At 67.8% G+C, this 14,722-nt stretch carries 12 protein-coding genes; 6 read left to right on the top strand and 6 right to left on the bottom strand.

Annotated features, from left to right (window positions below; all coding sequences use genetic code 11):
* Nucleotides 1-155: 155 nt before the first annotated feature.
* Nucleotides 156-1,424: a cytochrome P450 gene (locus A5756_RS20510; RefSeq protein WP_066956740.1), complete on the top strand. Its 1,269-nt coding sequence runs from the start codon at nucleotides 156-158 to the stop codon at nucleotides 1,422-1,424.
* A gap of 4 nt (nucleotides 1,425-1,428) precedes the next feature.
* Here A5756_RS20510 and A5756_RS20505 read toward each other — a convergent pair whose 3' ends face one another.
* From A5756_RS20505 to A5756_RS20490, 4 genes are all read right to left on the bottom strand, one after another.
* On the bottom strand, nucleotides 1,429-2,232 hold the full coding sequence (locus A5756_RS20505; RefSeq protein ID WP_156659728.1) for an MOSC domain-containing protein: 804 nt from the start codon (nucleotides 2,230-2,232) through the stop codon (nucleotides 1,429-1,431).
* A 131-nt stretch (nucleotides 2,233-2,363) separates the two neighbouring features.
* Nucleotides 2,364-2,645 carry a DUF732 domain-containing protein gene (locus A5756_RS20500; protein WP_231989091.1) on the bottom strand — a complete coding sequence of 94 codons (282 nt, stop codon included), beginning with the start codon at nucleotides 2,643-2,645 and terminating at the stop codon, nucleotides 2,364-2,366.
* A 230-nt stretch (nucleotides 2,646-2,875) separates the two neighbouring features.
* Nucleotides 2,876-3,652 carry a C39 family peptidase gene (locus A5756_RS20495; RefSeq protein ID WP_066956733.1) on the bottom strand — a complete coding sequence of 259 codons (777 nt, stop codon included), beginning with the start codon at nucleotides 3,650-3,652 and terminating at the stop codon, nucleotides 2,876-2,878.
* Nucleotides 3,653-3,907: 255 nt separating this feature from the next.
* The gene (locus A5756_RS20490) at nucleotides 3,908-5,248 is read right to left on the bottom strand and encodes a PPE domain-containing protein (protein ID WP_066956729.1); all 1,341 of its coding nucleotides are present in this window, start codon (nucleotides 5,246-5,248) and stop codon (nucleotides 3,908-3,910) included.
* A gap of 379 nt (nucleotides 5,249-5,627) precedes the next feature.
* Here A5756_RS20490 and A5756_RS20485 point away from each other — a divergent pair, with 379 nt between their 5' ends.
* Together A5756_RS20485 and A5756_RS20480 are read left to right on the top strand one after the other, a co-directional pair.
* Nucleotides 5,628-6,806: a glycosyltransferase gene (locus A5756_RS20485; RefSeq protein ID WP_066956725.1), complete on the top strand. Its 1,179-nt coding sequence runs from the start codon at nucleotides 5,628-5,630 to the stop codon at nucleotides 6,804-6,806.
* A gap of 56 nt (nucleotides 6,807-6,862) precedes the next feature.
* The gene (locus A5756_RS20480; RefSeq protein ID WP_066956723.1) at nucleotides 6,863-7,906 is read left to right on the top strand and encodes a bifunctional 2-polyprenyl-6-hydroxyphenol methylase/3-demethylubiquinol 3-O-methyltransferase UbiG; all 1,044 of its coding nucleotides are present in this window, start codon (nucleotides 6,863-6,865) and stop codon (nucleotides 7,904-7,906) included.
* Nucleotides 7,907-7,982: 76 nt separating this feature from the next.
* Here the strand turns inward: A5756_RS20480 and A5756_RS20475 are convergent, their stop codons facing one another.
* Together A5756_RS20475 and A5756_RS20470 are read right to left on the bottom strand one after the other, a co-directional pair.
* A complete protein-coding gene (locus A5756_RS20475; protein WP_066956720.1) occupies nucleotides 7,983-9,488 on the bottom strand; it encodes an FAD-dependent oxidoreductase in 1,506 nt (501 codons plus the stop codon).
* A 59-nt stretch (nucleotides 9,489-9,547) separates the two neighbouring features.
* Nucleotides 9,548-10,366, bottom strand: a complete 819-nt coding sequence (locus A5756_RS20470; RefSeq protein WP_066956717.1) for a hypothetical protein — start codon at nucleotides 10,364-10,366, stop codon at nucleotides 9,548-9,550.
* Nucleotides 10,367-10,497: 131 nt separating this feature from the next.
* On the opposite strand from A5756_RS20470, the gene A5756_RS20465 reads away from it, so the two are divergent.
* The 3 genes from A5756_RS20465 (at nucleotide 10,498) to katG (ending at nucleotide 14,595) form a co-directional block, all read left to right on the top strand.
* Nucleotides 10,498-11,784 carry an Ig-like domain-containing protein gene (locus A5756_RS20465; RefSeq protein WP_066956714.1) on the top strand — a complete coding sequence of 429 codons (1,287 nt, stop codon included), beginning with the start codon at nucleotides 10,498-10,500 and terminating at the stop codon, nucleotides 11,782-11,784.
* 95 nt (nucleotides 11,785-11,879) lie between these two features.
* Nucleotides 11,880-12,320 carry a Fur family transcriptional regulator gene (locus A5756_RS20460; protein WP_066956712.1) on the top strand — a complete coding sequence of 147 codons (441 nt, stop codon included), beginning with the start codon at nucleotides 11,880-11,882 and terminating at the stop codon, nucleotides 12,318-12,320.
* Between the two features lie 34 nt (nucleotides 12,321-12,354).
* Complete coding sequence (gene katG / locus A5756_RS20455) at nucleotides 12,355-14,595, top strand: catalase/peroxidase HPI (RefSeq protein ID WP_066956709.1); 2,241 nt, start codon at nucleotides 12,355-12,357, stop codon at nucleotides 14,593-14,595.
* Nucleotides 14,596-14,722: the final 127 nt, after the last annotated feature.

The following is a 14,722-nucleotide window of genomic DNA, read 5'->3' as shown; positions in this document are numbered from 1 at the left end:
TTTACGCCCGTCCGGTCATCTTCGAGCCGATGCCGGCCCGGTTCCCCGATCCCCGCGAACCGACCGCCATGCCCGACGTGGTGCTGACCGGACACGACCCGACCTCACGTGGCGCCGAATTCCGGCCCCGGGTCCGCTGACGGTAGGAGACGACGATGGACGCCGCAACCGCTTGGGCCGAAGCGATGAAGTTCGGGAACCGCCCGAACCCCTACCCGTATTTCGAGGAGCTGCGCAGGACGCCGGTGGCCAAGGTCGCCGACAACACCTACGTCGTCACCGGCTATCCGGAGTTGCTTGCGCTGGCCCACGACCCGCGGATCAGCTCCGACATCAGCCGAAGCCCAGCAGGCCTCGGCGGCGGCAAAAGCGAGCCCGAACCCGGCGGCGAGCACATGCAGGCCTACGGGCGCGAGGCCAGCATCATCGTCACCGACCCGCCCGACCACGACCGCGCCCGCCGCCAGGTGATGCGCCACTTCGGCCCGCCGCACTCCCCCGACCTAATCCCGAGCATGGAGCCGTTCGTCGTGCGACTGGCCGGTGACCTGCTTGACAGGGTCAGGGCCCGCGGCGGCACCCGCCTGGACGTCGTGGAGGACTTCGCGTACCCGATCCCCGTGGCGGTCATCTGCAAGATCCTGGGCGTGCCAGTCGAACACGAGCAGATGTTCCACGCATGGATCTTCGACTTCATGATGGGCACGGACCTGGGGCCCGAGGGTGATACCGACGAGGGGCGCGCCCTGGCCGAGAAGGGCCGCGCAAGCACCGCGGCGTTGCTTGACTACCTCGGTGGCCTCGTGGACGGGTACGCGAAGGCCCCCGGCGACGGGCTGCTGTCCAAGCTGCTGCATGACGACGGACCCGACGGGCCCATGTCGATCAAGCAGGCCACGTCCAACGCCATGCTCTTGCTGGTCGCGGGCCACGACTCCACCGTCAACACCATCACCAACTGCGTGATGACACTGCTGCGCAACCCCGGCTCATGGGATCTGATGCGCGACCGACCCGAGTTGATCCCGCGCACTATCGAGGAAGTGCAGCGGCTGCAGTCAGCGGTGCAGTTCTTCCCCAGCCGCAGCGCCACCGCTGACATCGAGGTCGGCGGAACCGTGATCCCGGCGGGGTCGGCGGTGCACCTCGTTTACGCGGCGGCCAACCGGGACCCGCGCCGGTTCGAGAGTCCCGATCGCTTCGACCCGCTCCGCGACGACAACGAGCACTTCGGTTGGGGCAGCGGCATCCACACCTGCATGGGTGGGCCGTTGGCCCGCCTGGAGGTCAACCTGGCCCTCGAGACGTTCCTACGGCGCGTCGATTCTCCGGAGTTGGTGGTCGACCCGCCGCCCTACCGGCACAATCAGGTGTTCCGCGGGCCGCGCCATCTCTGGGTGGATTTCGCGGCGATCGCCGATTGAGCCCTCACCGACCGAGGGTGACGCGGTCACCCACGCGAATGACGCCTTCTGTCACCACCGCGAGATAAGCGCCCGCGCACGGCTGAGCACCGTGACCGCCTGTGTCCCAACGGTTCTCGGCTGCGGGGGTGCGGAGCGCCTGCGGAGCCCGCGGCAGTGGGCCGTGTTCGAGCGTCGGCACGACGCACCGTGATGTGGCGGTCAGCACCCGCAGACGCGCGTCGCCGACGGCGATTTCCCCGCCGACCCAATCGTTTTCGCCGTAGGGCGGGTAGCCCGGCGGCGTCGTGATCACCAGGTTGGGCCGGTACCGTAGCGCCTCGACGCCGATGTGCTCGAGCGTGGCGGTGGTGATCGCGTGCAGTGGCGCCTCGTCGGTGAACGCGTCGCCCGGGGTCGCCTTTGCGATCTCGAGAATGCGGCCGCTGACCTCGGCGTCCAAGCCCAGCTCGAGCAACTTCTCCGGGTCCGGGCGAACCAGCGTGGCACCCTCTGGGCGCTGGGCGATCAATCGAACCGGTCGCCCCATCAGCCGCGAAAGCAGATCGTCGATGCCCGGGTCGTCGGCCGTCACACTGGTGCCGTCGGGCAGCCCGATGCTCACCCGACCGGCGTCTGCATTCGCGGTGCACTTCAGCAGACCTCGCCACAACCGGGCGTTCTTGGCACTGGCTACATGCCCGGTCGTGGCGTCGAGCAACGCCAGCCGCCGGTCGCTTTCGGCGCCGTGCTCGTCGACGAACATGCTGGGCACGGCTTCCCCGAGCATCGACTTCACCGGGTAGCGGAGCAGGCTGTGCACCTGCATGTCCACCGCGGCGAAATCTGAAAAGGCCGTCGATTCCTCCACTGCTCATCCCCACTCGGCGAGACCGCACCAACTATCCCGCAAAGCGTATGCGGGAGGGGCGCGAAAACCGATGGTGGGTCAGGGAGCGGTCAGCCCGGGCAGTAGGTCGACTCCGCCGCACTGACCCAGCCGGTCATATCCGCGAACGAGAAGCCCTTCGAGCTCATGCTGGAGTGCAAATCGGCGGCGATCGCATCGGGAGTTTTTCCCGCCATCCGGTCGGCGCAGACCGCGTGTCCCATTGCGATCATGTCGGAGTCACTCCCCGACGGCCAGCTGAATCCCAGGTTGTGCAGTTTTGCGATGTACGCGTCGTCCGTGCTGTCGGCCGAGGCAATCGCGGTGGTTGCGGTGAGGGCAGCGCCAACCATGACGGGAATTGTCAGTTTGGCCAGCCAACGCGGTGCAAGCATTTCGTGCCCTTCTTTTCTTGTCGGTGTCGAGGTGGGGCCAGTATATGAGTGAGCGATGCCGCGAATATTAAAACTAGGAAAATTGCTGCGGTCTGTGGTAATCGGCGGCGGGGATCCATTTCCGCGAGGTCGATGTGAGTATTGATCGCACCCGCAGGGCCGGCCCGTCTGCCCGGGAAAGCCGGCACTCAGCCAGGACTCGCGGTGACCACAATCGATTCCTGTCCGGTTTGCCAGCCGGTCACGAAGGTCGGGATGGTGACCTGTTCGTCGGGGTGATCGGCGCCGGGGTCGTTGAGGTGGACGATCTCCCTATTGGTATCGATACCGGTGACGACCAGGAAGTGATCGGCCTTGGTCCGCTGATCGCTGGTGTTCCAGATGACGGCGGAGTTGACCCAGGCGATCACTTTGCGATTACCGGCGAGGTACCGCTCCAATGCAGGCATACCGGTCTGTTCCGGATGGGCCGCGTAAGTCACCTCCGATTTGATGCCGTAGTGGTCGAGTAGCACTACCGCATCGGCCATTTCGATGCCGCCGTCGCCGTTGGCGTGGCTCGGGTCGTCGCGCGGTGCGTAGATGGGCCCCGGATTGGTTTGTGAGGGCGTCGACTCCGCCAGCTTGATCATCTGCTGTTCCGTAGGTGCGTGGCCGGTGATCTCGCCGACCACGTCGGCCACCGAGATCAGCCCGCAGTTGTCCTCCAGGGACTGTGGCTGCCAATACTTTGCGGCCGCGACGGGATCGCCGTAGATGCCGTCTTCGATCGGCGGATGCGCGCCGGCCGCCTGCGTCGGCGTGGGGTTGCTGGGGGCGCTGCTGACGATTGCCGACGACGCGTTCGCCTGCGGCGCCGACGGCGGCGCCGGGCGGCACGATGAAACCAGGCAAACACCGACGACGCCGACGCATGCGGCCACCAGTGCGGCCCGGGGCATGGACGCCGTCGTGGAAGTGAACATGGGCGCTCGCGAAGTTCGATCAAAAAAGCTTGGCAGCGTGCAAACGGTAACACTTCCGCTCGCCCTTATAGGCGACTAATGCCGCGCCGCTACGTACTCAGCAATTCAAAGGTTTCGGTCGATATCAATCGCGAAATGTCGCCCCAACATACAAAAATCATACGAAACAATTGCCTGCGACATCTGTCGATATTGGACGCCTTTCTGAGAGCGCCAGTGAACGGAATGCGATCAGCTATCTCCATTTTCTGGGAGTCAGTGTGGGAGCAGGCGTTGCTTTTGCTCGTTGAATTCGTCCTCAGTGATGATTCCCGCGTCGCGCAGGGATGCCAGCTCGCGCAGCTCGGCGGCGATGCTGGTGATCGGGCCACCCGCCGGAACCTGCGGCGCCGCGGTGCCATCCTGCGTCGCCTTTTGCGTTGCGGCCCTGAGCCGTTCCGCGCGGCCGGCAACGCCCGCGCCTGCCGTACCGGCCATGGCGCGCCCGGCCATGCTCGCCGCGGCCATTTCCCCGAACAGGCTTCCGGAGCCGCTGGACGAGGCCTGCGCGGCGGCGCCGACCGTGGTGGCGGGCAAGGCCAGGGCGGCGGGGCGTACCGCAGGGGCGGCCGCCGCCCAGCCAGGCGGAACCGACAAACCGCCGACCGTGTTCGCCTGGCCCAGGCTCGCCGTCGCGGCCGACCCGCCCGCCAGGTTGGTGATCACCGGGAAGGGCGTGGGGGGCACGGGCGCCGACCCGGGCCAGGCCTGGATGCCCGCCCAACCGCTGACAATGTCATCGGTGTGGAAACCGGTCAGGGCGCCGGAAACGTCGTAGGGCAGCGCAACGACGGCGGCGGCGAGCCCCGCCGTCCCGACTTCTGGGTCGACGAACACCGCGCTCAGGTCGGCGGCCAGGCCCAGCAGGTCGCGTCCGCCGAAGCCAAGGTCGAGGGGGCTTGCGAGGTTGAGCAGCGCGTCGGGCGTCGCGTTGAAGGCCTGCTGGGTCGGCGAGAGGGCGCTTTGCACCTTGCCGGCCGAGGTGGTGGCGGCCTGGTTCAGGGCGGCCGCTTGCCGTACCGACCCGCCCGAATCACTGCTCTCTTGCGGCGAGGCGAACGGTGTCAGCCGTGCCGCCGCCGCCGACGACGCCGCGTAGCCGTACATGGCCCCGGCATCCTGGGCCCACATCTCCGAGTACTGCGCCTCGGTGGTCGCGATCGCCGGCGTGTTCTGCCCCAGGATGTTCGTCGCGATCAGGGACATCAGGAGGCTGCGGTTGGCCGCGATGACGGGCGGCGGTACGGACTCCGCGAACGCCGCCTCGTAGGCTGCGGCCGCGGCTTTGGCCTGGCCGGCGGTCTGTTCGGCCTGCGCGGCGGCGGTCCGTGTCCACGCGACGTACTCGGCGGCCGCGGCCGACATCGCCGCCGCCGATGGCCCCAGCCAGGGCCCGCCCGTCAACGCCGTCACCTCCGCCTGATACGAGTCCGCCGCTGAATGCAACGCGACGGCCAGCGCGTCCCAGGCCATCGCGGCGGCCAGCATCGGCGCCGCCCCTGGCCCGGTATACATCCGCCCGGAGTTGATCTCCGGAGGTAGTGCTGCGAAATCCATGAGTCGTCTCCTCGGACGGTTCAACGGTGGCCACAGTGTTAACGGCTCGTTGCTGGCCGTAGTGGGATTGCCCAACGGACAGCAAACAAATCTCGATCCTTTAAGTAGTACAGGTACCGCGACGACCGACAACCGAGCCCTGCCCCCTGGCCGCGGAGCTTTCGCGGCAGGCGCTCGAGCATCGGCGGTGACCAGGGATTCAACGACATAGGGATGTCCCAGAGCACCGATAAGTTACCTCCGCATCACGGCGAAACCCGTCAACCGCACCGGACGCGCCATGCCTGAATCGCGCGGTGCCGGCGGGGTCCCGCCCGGCGGTCCCGACCTGGCAGGTCTGCTTGGATCGATACCGTCACCGCGAGTTAGGTCGGAGTGGATGAAATTCGTACTGGCAAGCTACGGGGGGCGGGGCGACATCGAGCCCTGCGCCGCCCTCGGCCGGGAGTTGTCGCGCCGGGGTCACGACGTGCGCCTGGCAGTCCCGCCGGACAAGGTCGGCTTCGTCGAGTCGGCGGGGCTGCCCGCGGTCGCCTACGGGCCGGATACGCAACGCTCGATGAATGCGGCCTCGGAATTTCTTGGCCGCTTTCAAAACGGGCTCGGCGCGCTTTCTCAAGCCACCGAGCGTGTTAGCCGGATCTGGGCGGAGAAGAGCGCGACGCTGACATCGCTGGCCAAGGAGGCCGACCTGCTCCTGGCGCACATGAACGACCAGGCGCTCGCGGCCAATGTCGCCGAATATCACGGGATTCCGCTCGCCGCGCTGCACGTCTTCCCGGCGCGGATCATGCCGTCGAGCGAGTTGTATTCGGGCATCACCAGGGAGGCCGGAGCCGCCCAACGCCGTGCGCTTGGCCTGCCCGAGGTGGCCGCATCGGCGGGGCACGAAGACGGATCGCTCGAACTCCAGACTTACGACGAGATCTGCTTGCCCGGGCCGGCCGCCGAATGGGTGGAGCCGGGCGGTCGACGTCCCTTTGTCGGGTCGCTGACCTTGGAGTTGCCGACGGATGCCGACGATGACGTCTTGTCCTGGATTGCGGCCGGCACGCCGCCGATCTACTTCGGGTTCGGCAGCACACCGATCGACTCTCCCGCCGAGACCGTCGCCGTCATCAGCGCCGCCTGCGCGCGGTTGGGTGAGCGGGCGTTGATCTGCGCCGGCGCGAACGACTTCGGCGGCGTTCCACGGTTCGACCATGTCAAGGTGGTGGATGCGCTGAATTACGCGGCCGTCTTCCCCGCCTGCCGCGCTGTGGTCCACCATGGTGGCTCGGGCACCACCGCGGCGGGCCTGCGCGCAGGAGTTCCCACGCTCATCCTCTGGACGGTATGGGATCAGCCGATGTGGGCGGAGGCCGTCGACCGTCTGAAACTCGGTGCGGGACGGCGCTTTTTGGACAGCACCTTGGACTCGTTGGTCGCGGACCTGCGTTCCATCCTGACTCCGGAATGCGCCGCCCGCGCCCGCGAGGTCGCCGCACAGATGAGCAAGCCCGCCGAGAGCGTCGCCAAGGCCGCCGACCTCCTGGAAGACGCCGCCCGCTCGGACTGATCGACGCATTGGTCCGATCAGTGGTGCAAAGCGGCCGGGTCGTGTAGAAGGTTCTGGTGCAAGATCCGCCTCCTGGCCCTTTCGACCCGCCGATGCTCTACGAAGCGATGGTTAGGCGGTGGTATCGCCGGACGTCGGCCGAGGGGCACATCAGGGTGCCGGCCGTCCCGAGCCTGATCGACGAATACGTACAGTTGTGCGGCAACCTCTGCGCCACGCTGGGTGTCTGGCACACGCCCGAACAGTCCGCGCAGCTGCGGATCTCGCTCGAGACCGAGCTGGCGAAGGGCTTCAAGGCCTCTCCCCGCTCGGACATCCTCATCTCGTTCAACGCGTACTTCGGGACGAGCGTCAACATCCGCGTCAAGGCCGAGTGGCGGACGCTCGAGGCGGACTACGACGAATGGGTGGCCGTGCGCCCGGCGCCGCTGTTCGGCACCGAGCCCGACGCGCGGGTGTTGGCGCTGGCCGCCGAAGCGGCCGACCCGACGACCTACCGCGTGCTGGATGTCGGAGCGGGAACCGGGCGCAACGCCCTGGCCCTGGCCCGCCGCGGCCACCCGGTGGACGCGGTGGAGATGGCGGCCAAGCTCGCCGACGTCATGCGCTCGGAGGCGGAGAGCGAATCGCTGGGTGTGCACGTGATTCAGAGCGATGTCTTCACCGCGATGGAAAGCGTGCACGAGGAATACCAGCTGATGGTGCTCTCCGAGGTGGTCCCCGACTTCCGAACGACCCGCGAGTTGCGCGGCGTGTTCGAGCTCGCCGCCGAATGCCTGGCTCCCGGCGGGCGTTTGTTGTTCAACGCGTTCTTGCCCCGCGAAGGCTACGTCCCCGACGACGCTGCGCTGCAACTCGGTCAGCAGTGCAACACGATGATCTACACGCGCGATCAGATGGCGACCGCGGCCGCGGGGCTGTCCCTCGAGCTGGTTGCCGACGATTCCGCCTACGAATACGAGAAGGCTCACCTGCCCCAGGACGCCTGGCCGCCAACGGGCTGGTTCGAGGGGTGGGCCAACGGCCTCGACGTGTTCGACGTCGACCGTGAGCATTCGCCGGTCGAGTTGCGCTGGCTGGTCTACCGGAAGACGGAGTGAGCCCTTCGTGCCGAACGTGCGTTGACAGCGAGAGTTCGGCCGATTTTCCGCGTCGAGTGCACGCTCGGCGCGGGATCTAGGCGGTCAGATCGCGGGTGGCCGGCCCCTCGAGGAGGGTGCCGTCCGGGGCGAAGCGCGACCCGTGCAGCGGGCATTCCCACGCCTGGTCGGCGTCGTTCCAGTTCACGATTCCCCCGAGGTGGGGGCACACCGGCGACACTCGATGCTCGGTGCCGTTGACGCGGCAGCGTGCTTCCAGGTGCCACGGCGGCCCGCTGACCACACCGCCCTCGTCGGTCCCGGGGCTGCGCCGACCGGTGCGCAGCAGCGGGGTGACCCAGCCCTTGGCCAGGTCGAAGCCCACCTCCAGGTTGGCCTGCATGGCGGTCGGCAGGCCGGACAACTCGTGCGGGCTCCAGCTGGCGAACGCGTTGGCCCAGTCCATCCGTCCACCCAGGATGCGGCTGGACAGCGCCAGCGCCGCGGCGGCGCCGTTCGTCATTCCCCACTTGTTGAATCCCGTTGCCACGAAAATGGTTTCGCTCCTGGGCAGGATGGGCCCGACGTAGGGCAGCTGGTCGATGGGCGTGTAATCCTGCGCCGACCAGAAGTGCGTCTGCTCGGCGCCCGGATAGTGCTTGCGGGCCCACGACGCCAGTTCCTCGAGCGCCTTCGACGGGCTCTTCTTGCGTCCCACGGTGTGGCCGGCCCCGCCAACGATCAGCCGTTCGCCGTCCGCGACGGGCGCGTAGCGTACCGAGCGGGTCGGCGAGTCGGTCGAGATCATCATCGGCCGCGTGATGTTGCCGGGGACCTTGAAGGCCATGCAGTAGGACCGGCTCGGCTTGACGCGCGCGAAATATCCGCCGCGATCCAGGATCGGGATGCCGGTGGCGAGAATCAGTTGCCCGGCTAGGAGCTCGACGTCGCGCTGGGCGGCGTCGTTGACGTGTACGCGCACGCGTTCGCCGCGGCTCGACACCCGCCGGACCCGCGTGTGCTCGACCAGCCGCCCGCCGCGGTTGAGCAGCTCGGTGGCCAGCGCGTCCAGGAACGGCATGGGGTCGAACTGCGCCTGGTCGGGAAGCCGCACCCCGCCGTGATACGGGAACGGCACGCCGGCGTCGTCGTCCCAGACGGCGGGCAGCCTCACTGCCTGGCACGCTTTGAGCTCCAGGCGCGCGGACGGCACCCCTTTGGGGGATTGGGCATAGGTGTAGGCGTCCTCGCGCTGCACCGGTATACCGTGCGACTCGCAGTATTCGAGCACCCAGTCCTGGCCTTCGCGATTCCCGTCGACGTAGGCGCGGGCCAATTCCCTGCCATGCCTGGGCAGGATCTTCGACAGGTGGGTGCTCTGCAGCAGGCTGATCTTCGCGGTGGTGTTCCCGGTCGCGCAGGCTCCCACCGTGCGCGCTTCGAGCACCAGTACGTCCTTGCCGGCGCGGGCCAGCAGAACCGCGGTCATCAGCCCGGTGATGCCGGCGCCCACCACGATGACATCGGCCGACCGGGAACCCTCGTCAAGCTTGCTTGCGGCCCAAGGCTGTTCGGCCCGATCGGCCAACCATAAAGACGTCACGGGGGGCTTAATACCCCGGCTGGACTCAGGGAAACACCGCCGCGGCCCGACGGATGCTGTCAGCCCCGCTTCAACTGCGCTTTCGCCTCCTTGACTGATTCCCCCGCGGCGCGGCTGGCTTGCTCGGCCCGCTCGTAGTGCGCTTCGGCGTGTTCGAGTTCGCGCTCGGCGGTTCGCAGAGCCGCGAGCGCGTCATCACGGCGGTGCCGGGCCGCAGCGCGCTCCGCCCGGCGCTCCGAGAGCCTGGCCTCGGCGCCGGCCTGCTCGCGCTCGGCGGCTGTCACGGCCGCAGTCAGTTTCTCGAGTCGGCGCCGCGCGGCCGCGTCGTGCGCGGGCTGCTTCGCCGGCTGTGCCCGCGACGGCGCGGACCGCTGGTTCGCCTTCCCGGCCCGCTCAGCCGTCACGGGCGCCGCGGCGCCGAATTCGCCGAAACCCGACCACTGCTCGGGCCGGGCCAGCCGGCCGAGGCGCTCCCTCACCTCGGGGTCGGCGATGGCCGCTTGCAGCGTGCTGACGATGTCGTCGCGCACCGCCGCGGATGGGTTGCTGACGTCGGCGGCCCGCAGTGCGGCTCGGGTGAGCTCACCGACGAGCCGGTGCTGCTCGGCGGACAAGTCCCGGATACGCGCGCCGTCCATCGCGGCGTGCGCGGCGCGCAGCCGGTCGCCCAAGTCGGTCAGGCGCCGTTTGGTGTCGGCATCGCGCAGCGCGAGCCGGTTGACGATCCACGCCGCGGTGGTCGGTTTGTTGGCCGCGGAAATCCGCTTGGCGCCGGCGTCGTCCCCCCGGCGCTTGGCCGCTGCGGCTAACTTGGTGCGCTGCGCCGTGAAATCCTTCGGCGGCGCCGCATACAGACTGTCCAGTTCGTCGTCGGCCATGACGCCATGATCCCCGCCCCGGCGCCGGCCGGTTTAAAAACCGCACGTCCGTGGCACCTGATGGACAACCTCGTCCTGCTGGGCAGCGATTCGACCCGGCACCCAACAGAACGCAAGGATCCGACAGCTCAATGATGTCCAAGACCAGTGACCGGTCCGTCCGCCGGATCCTCGCGGATCGCAAGGCCCGCCGATTGCTGATCGCCGCGCTGGTGGTGGTCGCGGTGGTGGGCGCCGTCGTCGTCGCGGCGTCGCTGGACTGCTTCAGCGGTGGCTGCGGTCACCGCAGCGCCTCGTCGAAAACCTCCGGGCCGGCGCAAGTCACGGTCACGCCGGGGCCCGATGCGCACGACGTCGATCCGCTCGCACACGTGATGGTCAAGGCCGACGCGGGAACGCTGACCGACGTCCGCATGGTCAACGAGAGCGGCAAGTCGGTGCAGGGCGTCATGACGCCGGATAACACCGTATGGAAGCCCACCGTCCCGCTGGGCTATGGCCGCACCTACACCCTGACGGTCACCAGCCGGGGCCCCAATGGCGTTGCGTCGACGCAAGTTTCGTCCTTTTCGACGCTGAAGCCGTCCAACCAGACCAAGGTCTCGTTCACCACCACGTCGGAGGCCGCCCTGAAAGACGGCGGGACCTACGGCGTCGGGATGGTGGTCGTGGCACACTTCGACGAGCAGATTGCCGACCGCGCCGAAGCCGAGCGGCATCTGGCGGTGACCACCGATCCCAAGGTGGAGGGGTCGTGGTTCTGGGTCGACGACCAAACCGCCCACTGGCGCCCCGAGCATTACTACGCGCCGGGCACTTCCGTCACCGCCGAAGCCAAGATCTACGGAGTCGCCTTGGGCGGCGGACTGTTCGGGCAGGACGACACCAAGGTGTCGTTCCGGATCGGCGATGCGCACGTTTCCATCGCCGACGACGCGACCCATCAGGTCAGCGTCTTCAACAACGGCGCCCTGGTCCGCACCATGCCCACCTCGATGGGGATGGGGGGCACCGAAGACGTCGGCGGCAGAAAGATTTCGTTGTGGACCCCGTCCGGCGTCTACACCGTGCTCGACAAGGGCAACCCGGTGGTCATGGACTCCTCGACGTTCGGGCTGCCCAAGAACTCCCGCCTGGGCTACCGCGAAACGATCAACTACGCCACCAAGATCAGCACCGACGGCATCTATCTGCACGAGCTCGACGCCACGGTGTGGGCGCAGGGGCATCAGGACACCTCGCACGGATGCTTGAACCTGAACGCGGACAACGCGAAATGGTTCTACGACTTCTCCGTGCCCGGTGATGTGGTAGAGGTCCGCAACAGCGGCGGCCCGCCGTTGACATTGGCGCAGAACGGCGACTGGACGATCAGCTGGGACGACTGGCGCAAAGGCAGCGCGCTGAAGCCAACCTGAGATCAGCGTGATGTGGCTCATTCGTCACCGGCAGTTGTGCCCCACTTCACAGTAAACTCTTGACTCGTTCCAGATAAGTGCGTCATATTGGTGCGGTGTCATCGACGGCCGATTACGCGGAACGACTGCGGATGGCCGATCTCCGGGTGACCCGCCCCAGGGTCGCCGTGCTGGAGGCAGTCGACGCCCACCCGCACTCCGACACCGAGACCATCTTCTCGGCGGTGCGCGTAGGCCTGCCAGACGTCTCCCGCCAGGCCGTGTACGACGTTCTCAACGCGCTGAGCACGGTGGGTTTGGTCCGCCGGATCCAGCCCTCGGGGTCGGTCGCCCGCTATGAGTCGCGAGTCGGCGACAACCACCACCATGTCGTGTGCCGGGCCTGCGGCGTCATCGCCGACATCGACTGTGCGGTGGGTGAGGCGCCCTGCCTCACACCATCTGACGACAACGACATTCTGGATGGCTTCGTCTTGGACGAGGCCGAGGTCATCTACTGGGGCGTGTGCCCCGACTGTTCGACTGCAGGTTCCTAGACCGCAGCCCAATCACCCCTAAGAAAGGAATGCTGTGCCATCCGATATCTCCGAAGGTCGGCCGCCCCATGACGACAGCAAGACGGCTAGCACCAGCGAAAGCGAAAACCCCGCAATCGCCTCCCCCAAGCCGAAATCGAACGCACCCCTGACGAACCGGGACTGGTGGCCCGACCAGGTCGACCCGTCGATGCTGCAGCCGCACAACCCCCGGTCCAACCCGCTGGGCGACGACTTCGACTACGCCGCCGAGTTCGCCAAACTCGACGTCAACGCGCTCAAGGCCGACGTGATCTCGGTGATGACCACCTCCCAGGACTGGTGGCCTGCCGACTACGGCCACTACGGCGGCCTGTTCATCCGGATGAGCTGGCACGCGGCCGGCACCTACCGCATCTTCGACGGCAGAGGCGGCGGCGGCCAGGGTATGCAGCGGTTCGCCCCGCTCAACAGCTGGCCGGACAACGTGAGCCTGGACAAAGCCCGCCGGCTGCTGTGGCCGGTCAAGAAGAAGTACGGCAACAAGATCTCCTGGGCGGACCTGATCATCTTCGCCGGTAACTGCGCCCTGGAATCGATGGGATTCAAGACCTTTGGGTTCGCGTTCGGCCGCGAAGACGTCTTCGAGCCCGAGGAGACCCTCTGGGGCGAGGAGGACACCTGGCTGGGCACCGACAAGCGGTACTCCGGCGAGCGCGACCTCGCCCAGCCCTACGGGGCCACGACGATGGGTCTGATCTACGTCAATCCGGAAGGGCCCGAAGGCAAGCCGGATCCCATCGCCGCAGCGATCGACATCCGCGAGACGTTCGGCCGCATGGCGATGAACGACGAGGAGACCGCCGCACTCATCGTCGGCGGGCACAGCTTCGGCAAGACCCACGGCGCCGGCAGTGGCGATCTGGTCGGACCCGAGCCCGAGGCCGCTCCGATCGAACAGCAGGGGCTGGGCTGGAAGAGCTCGTATGGCACCGGCGTTGGGAAGGACGCCATCACCAGCGGCCTGGAGGTGGTCTGGACGCCGACCCCGACTCAGTGGGACAACACTTTCCTGGAGACGCTGTACGGCTACGAGTGGGAGCTCACCAAGAGCCCCGGCGATGCTTGGCAGTTCGTCGCCAAGGACGGCGCCGGTGCCGGAACCATTCCCGATCCGTTCGGCGGGCCGGGTCGGGCGCCGACGATGCTGGTCACCGACATCTCGATGCGCGAGTCCCCGATTTATCGGGACATCACCAGGCGCTGGCTGGACCACCCCGAGGAGTTGACCGAGGCCTTCGCCAAGGCCTGGTACAAGCTGCTGCATCGCGACATGGGACCGATCAGCCGCTACCTCGGGCCGTGGATTCCCGAGCCGCAGCTCTGGCAGGACCCGGTACCGGCCGTCGACCACGAGCTGGTGGACGAAAAGGACGTCGCGGAGCTGAAGAGCAAGGTCCTCGGGGCGGGCCTGTCGGTTCCCCAGCTGGTGAAGACCGCTTGGTCGGCGGCCGGGAGCTACCGCAACACCGACAAGCGCGGTGGCGCCAACGGGGCGCGGTTGCGCCTGGAGCCGCAACGGAACTGGGAGTGCAACGAGCCCTCCGAACTCGACAAGGTGTTGCCCGTGCTGGAGAAAATCCAGCGGGACTTCAACGACGCGGCATCGGGCGGCAAGAAGATCTCGCTGGCCGACCTGATCGTGCTGGCGGGCTCCGCGGCGGTCGAGAAGGCGGCGAAGGACGCCGGCTACGAGATCTCGGTGCACTTCGCGCCGGGGCGCACCGACGCCTCCCAGGAGAACACGGATGTGGAGTCGTTCGCGGTGCTCGAACCGCGGGCCGACGGCTTCCGCAACTACATCCGGCCCGGCGAGAAGGCTCCCCTGGAGCACCTGCTGATGGAGCGGGCATACCTACTCGGTGTGACCGCCCCGGAGACGACGGTGCTCGTCGGCGGCCTGCGTGCGCTCGGCGCCAATCACGGCGGCACCAAGCACGGGGTGTTCACCGACCGGCCCGGCGCGTTGACCAACGACTTCTTCGTCAATCTGCTCGACATGGGTACCGAGTGGAAGCCGTCGGAGACCGCGGAGAACGTCTATGAGGGCCGCGACCGGGCCTCGGGCGCGACCAAGTGGACCGCGACCGCGAATGACCTTGTGTTCGGATCGAACTCGGTGCTGCGCGGGTTGGCCGAGGTCTATGCCCAGGACGACAGCCAGGGGAAGTTCGTGGAGGACTTCGTCGCGGCCTGGGTCAAGGTCATGAACAACGACCGGTTCGATCTGAAGTAACACCCGGATACCGAGTGGCGGGCCCCGGGGGGGGGGGGGGGGGGGGGGGGCGCGGGGGGGGGGGGGGGGGGGGGGGCGGGGGGGGGGGGGGGGGGGGGGGGGGGGGGGGGGGGGCGGGGCCCGCGGC

Origin of the sequence: Mycobacterium sp. 852002-53434_SCH5985345, assembly GCF_001667155.1 — a bacterium.
Classification (GTDB): domain Bacteria; phylum Actinomycetota; class Actinomycetes; order Mycobacteriales; family Mycobacteriaceae; genus Mycobacterium.
Note: the sequence above shows the minus strand (reverse complement) of the source record. Positions and strands in the feature narration are given on the sequence as shown.

What these genes read in the sequence shown, in the direction of transcription:
- A5756_RS20510 (WP_066956740.1), top strand. Translation starts at nt 156, where the DNA reads ATGGACGCCGCAACCGCTTGGGCCGAAGCGATGAAGTTCGGGAACCGC.
- A5756_RS20505 (WP_156659728.1), bottom strand. Translation starts at nt 2,232, where the DNA reads ATGCAGGTGCACAGCCTGCTCCGCTACCCGGTGAAGTCGATGCTCGGG.
- A5756_RS20500 (WP_231989091.1), bottom strand. Translation starts at nt 2,645, where the DNA reads ATGGTTGGCGCTGCCCTCACCGCAACCACCGCGATTGCCTCGGCCGAC.
- A5756_RS20495 (WP_066956733.1), bottom strand. Translation starts at nt 3,652, where the DNA reads ATGTTCACTTCCACGACGGCGTCCATGCCCCGGGCCGCACTGGTGGCC.
- A5756_RS20490 (WP_066956729.1), bottom strand. Translation starts at nt 5,248, where the DNA reads ATGGATTTCGCAGCACTACCTCCGGAGATCAACTCCGGGCGGATGTAT.
- A5756_RS20485 (WP_066956725.1), top strand. Translation starts at nt 5,628, where the DNA reads ATGAAATTCGTACTGGCAAGCTACGGGGGGCGGGGCGACATCGAGCCC.
- A5756_RS20470 (WP_066956717.1), bottom strand. Translation starts at nt 10,366, where the DNA reads ATGGCCGACGACGAACTGGACAGTCTGTATGCGGCGCCGCCGAAGGAT.
- A5756_RS20465 (WP_066956714.1), top strand. Translation starts at nt 10,498, where the DNA reads ATGATGTCCAAGACCAGTGACCGGTCCGTCCGCCGGATCCTCGCGGAT.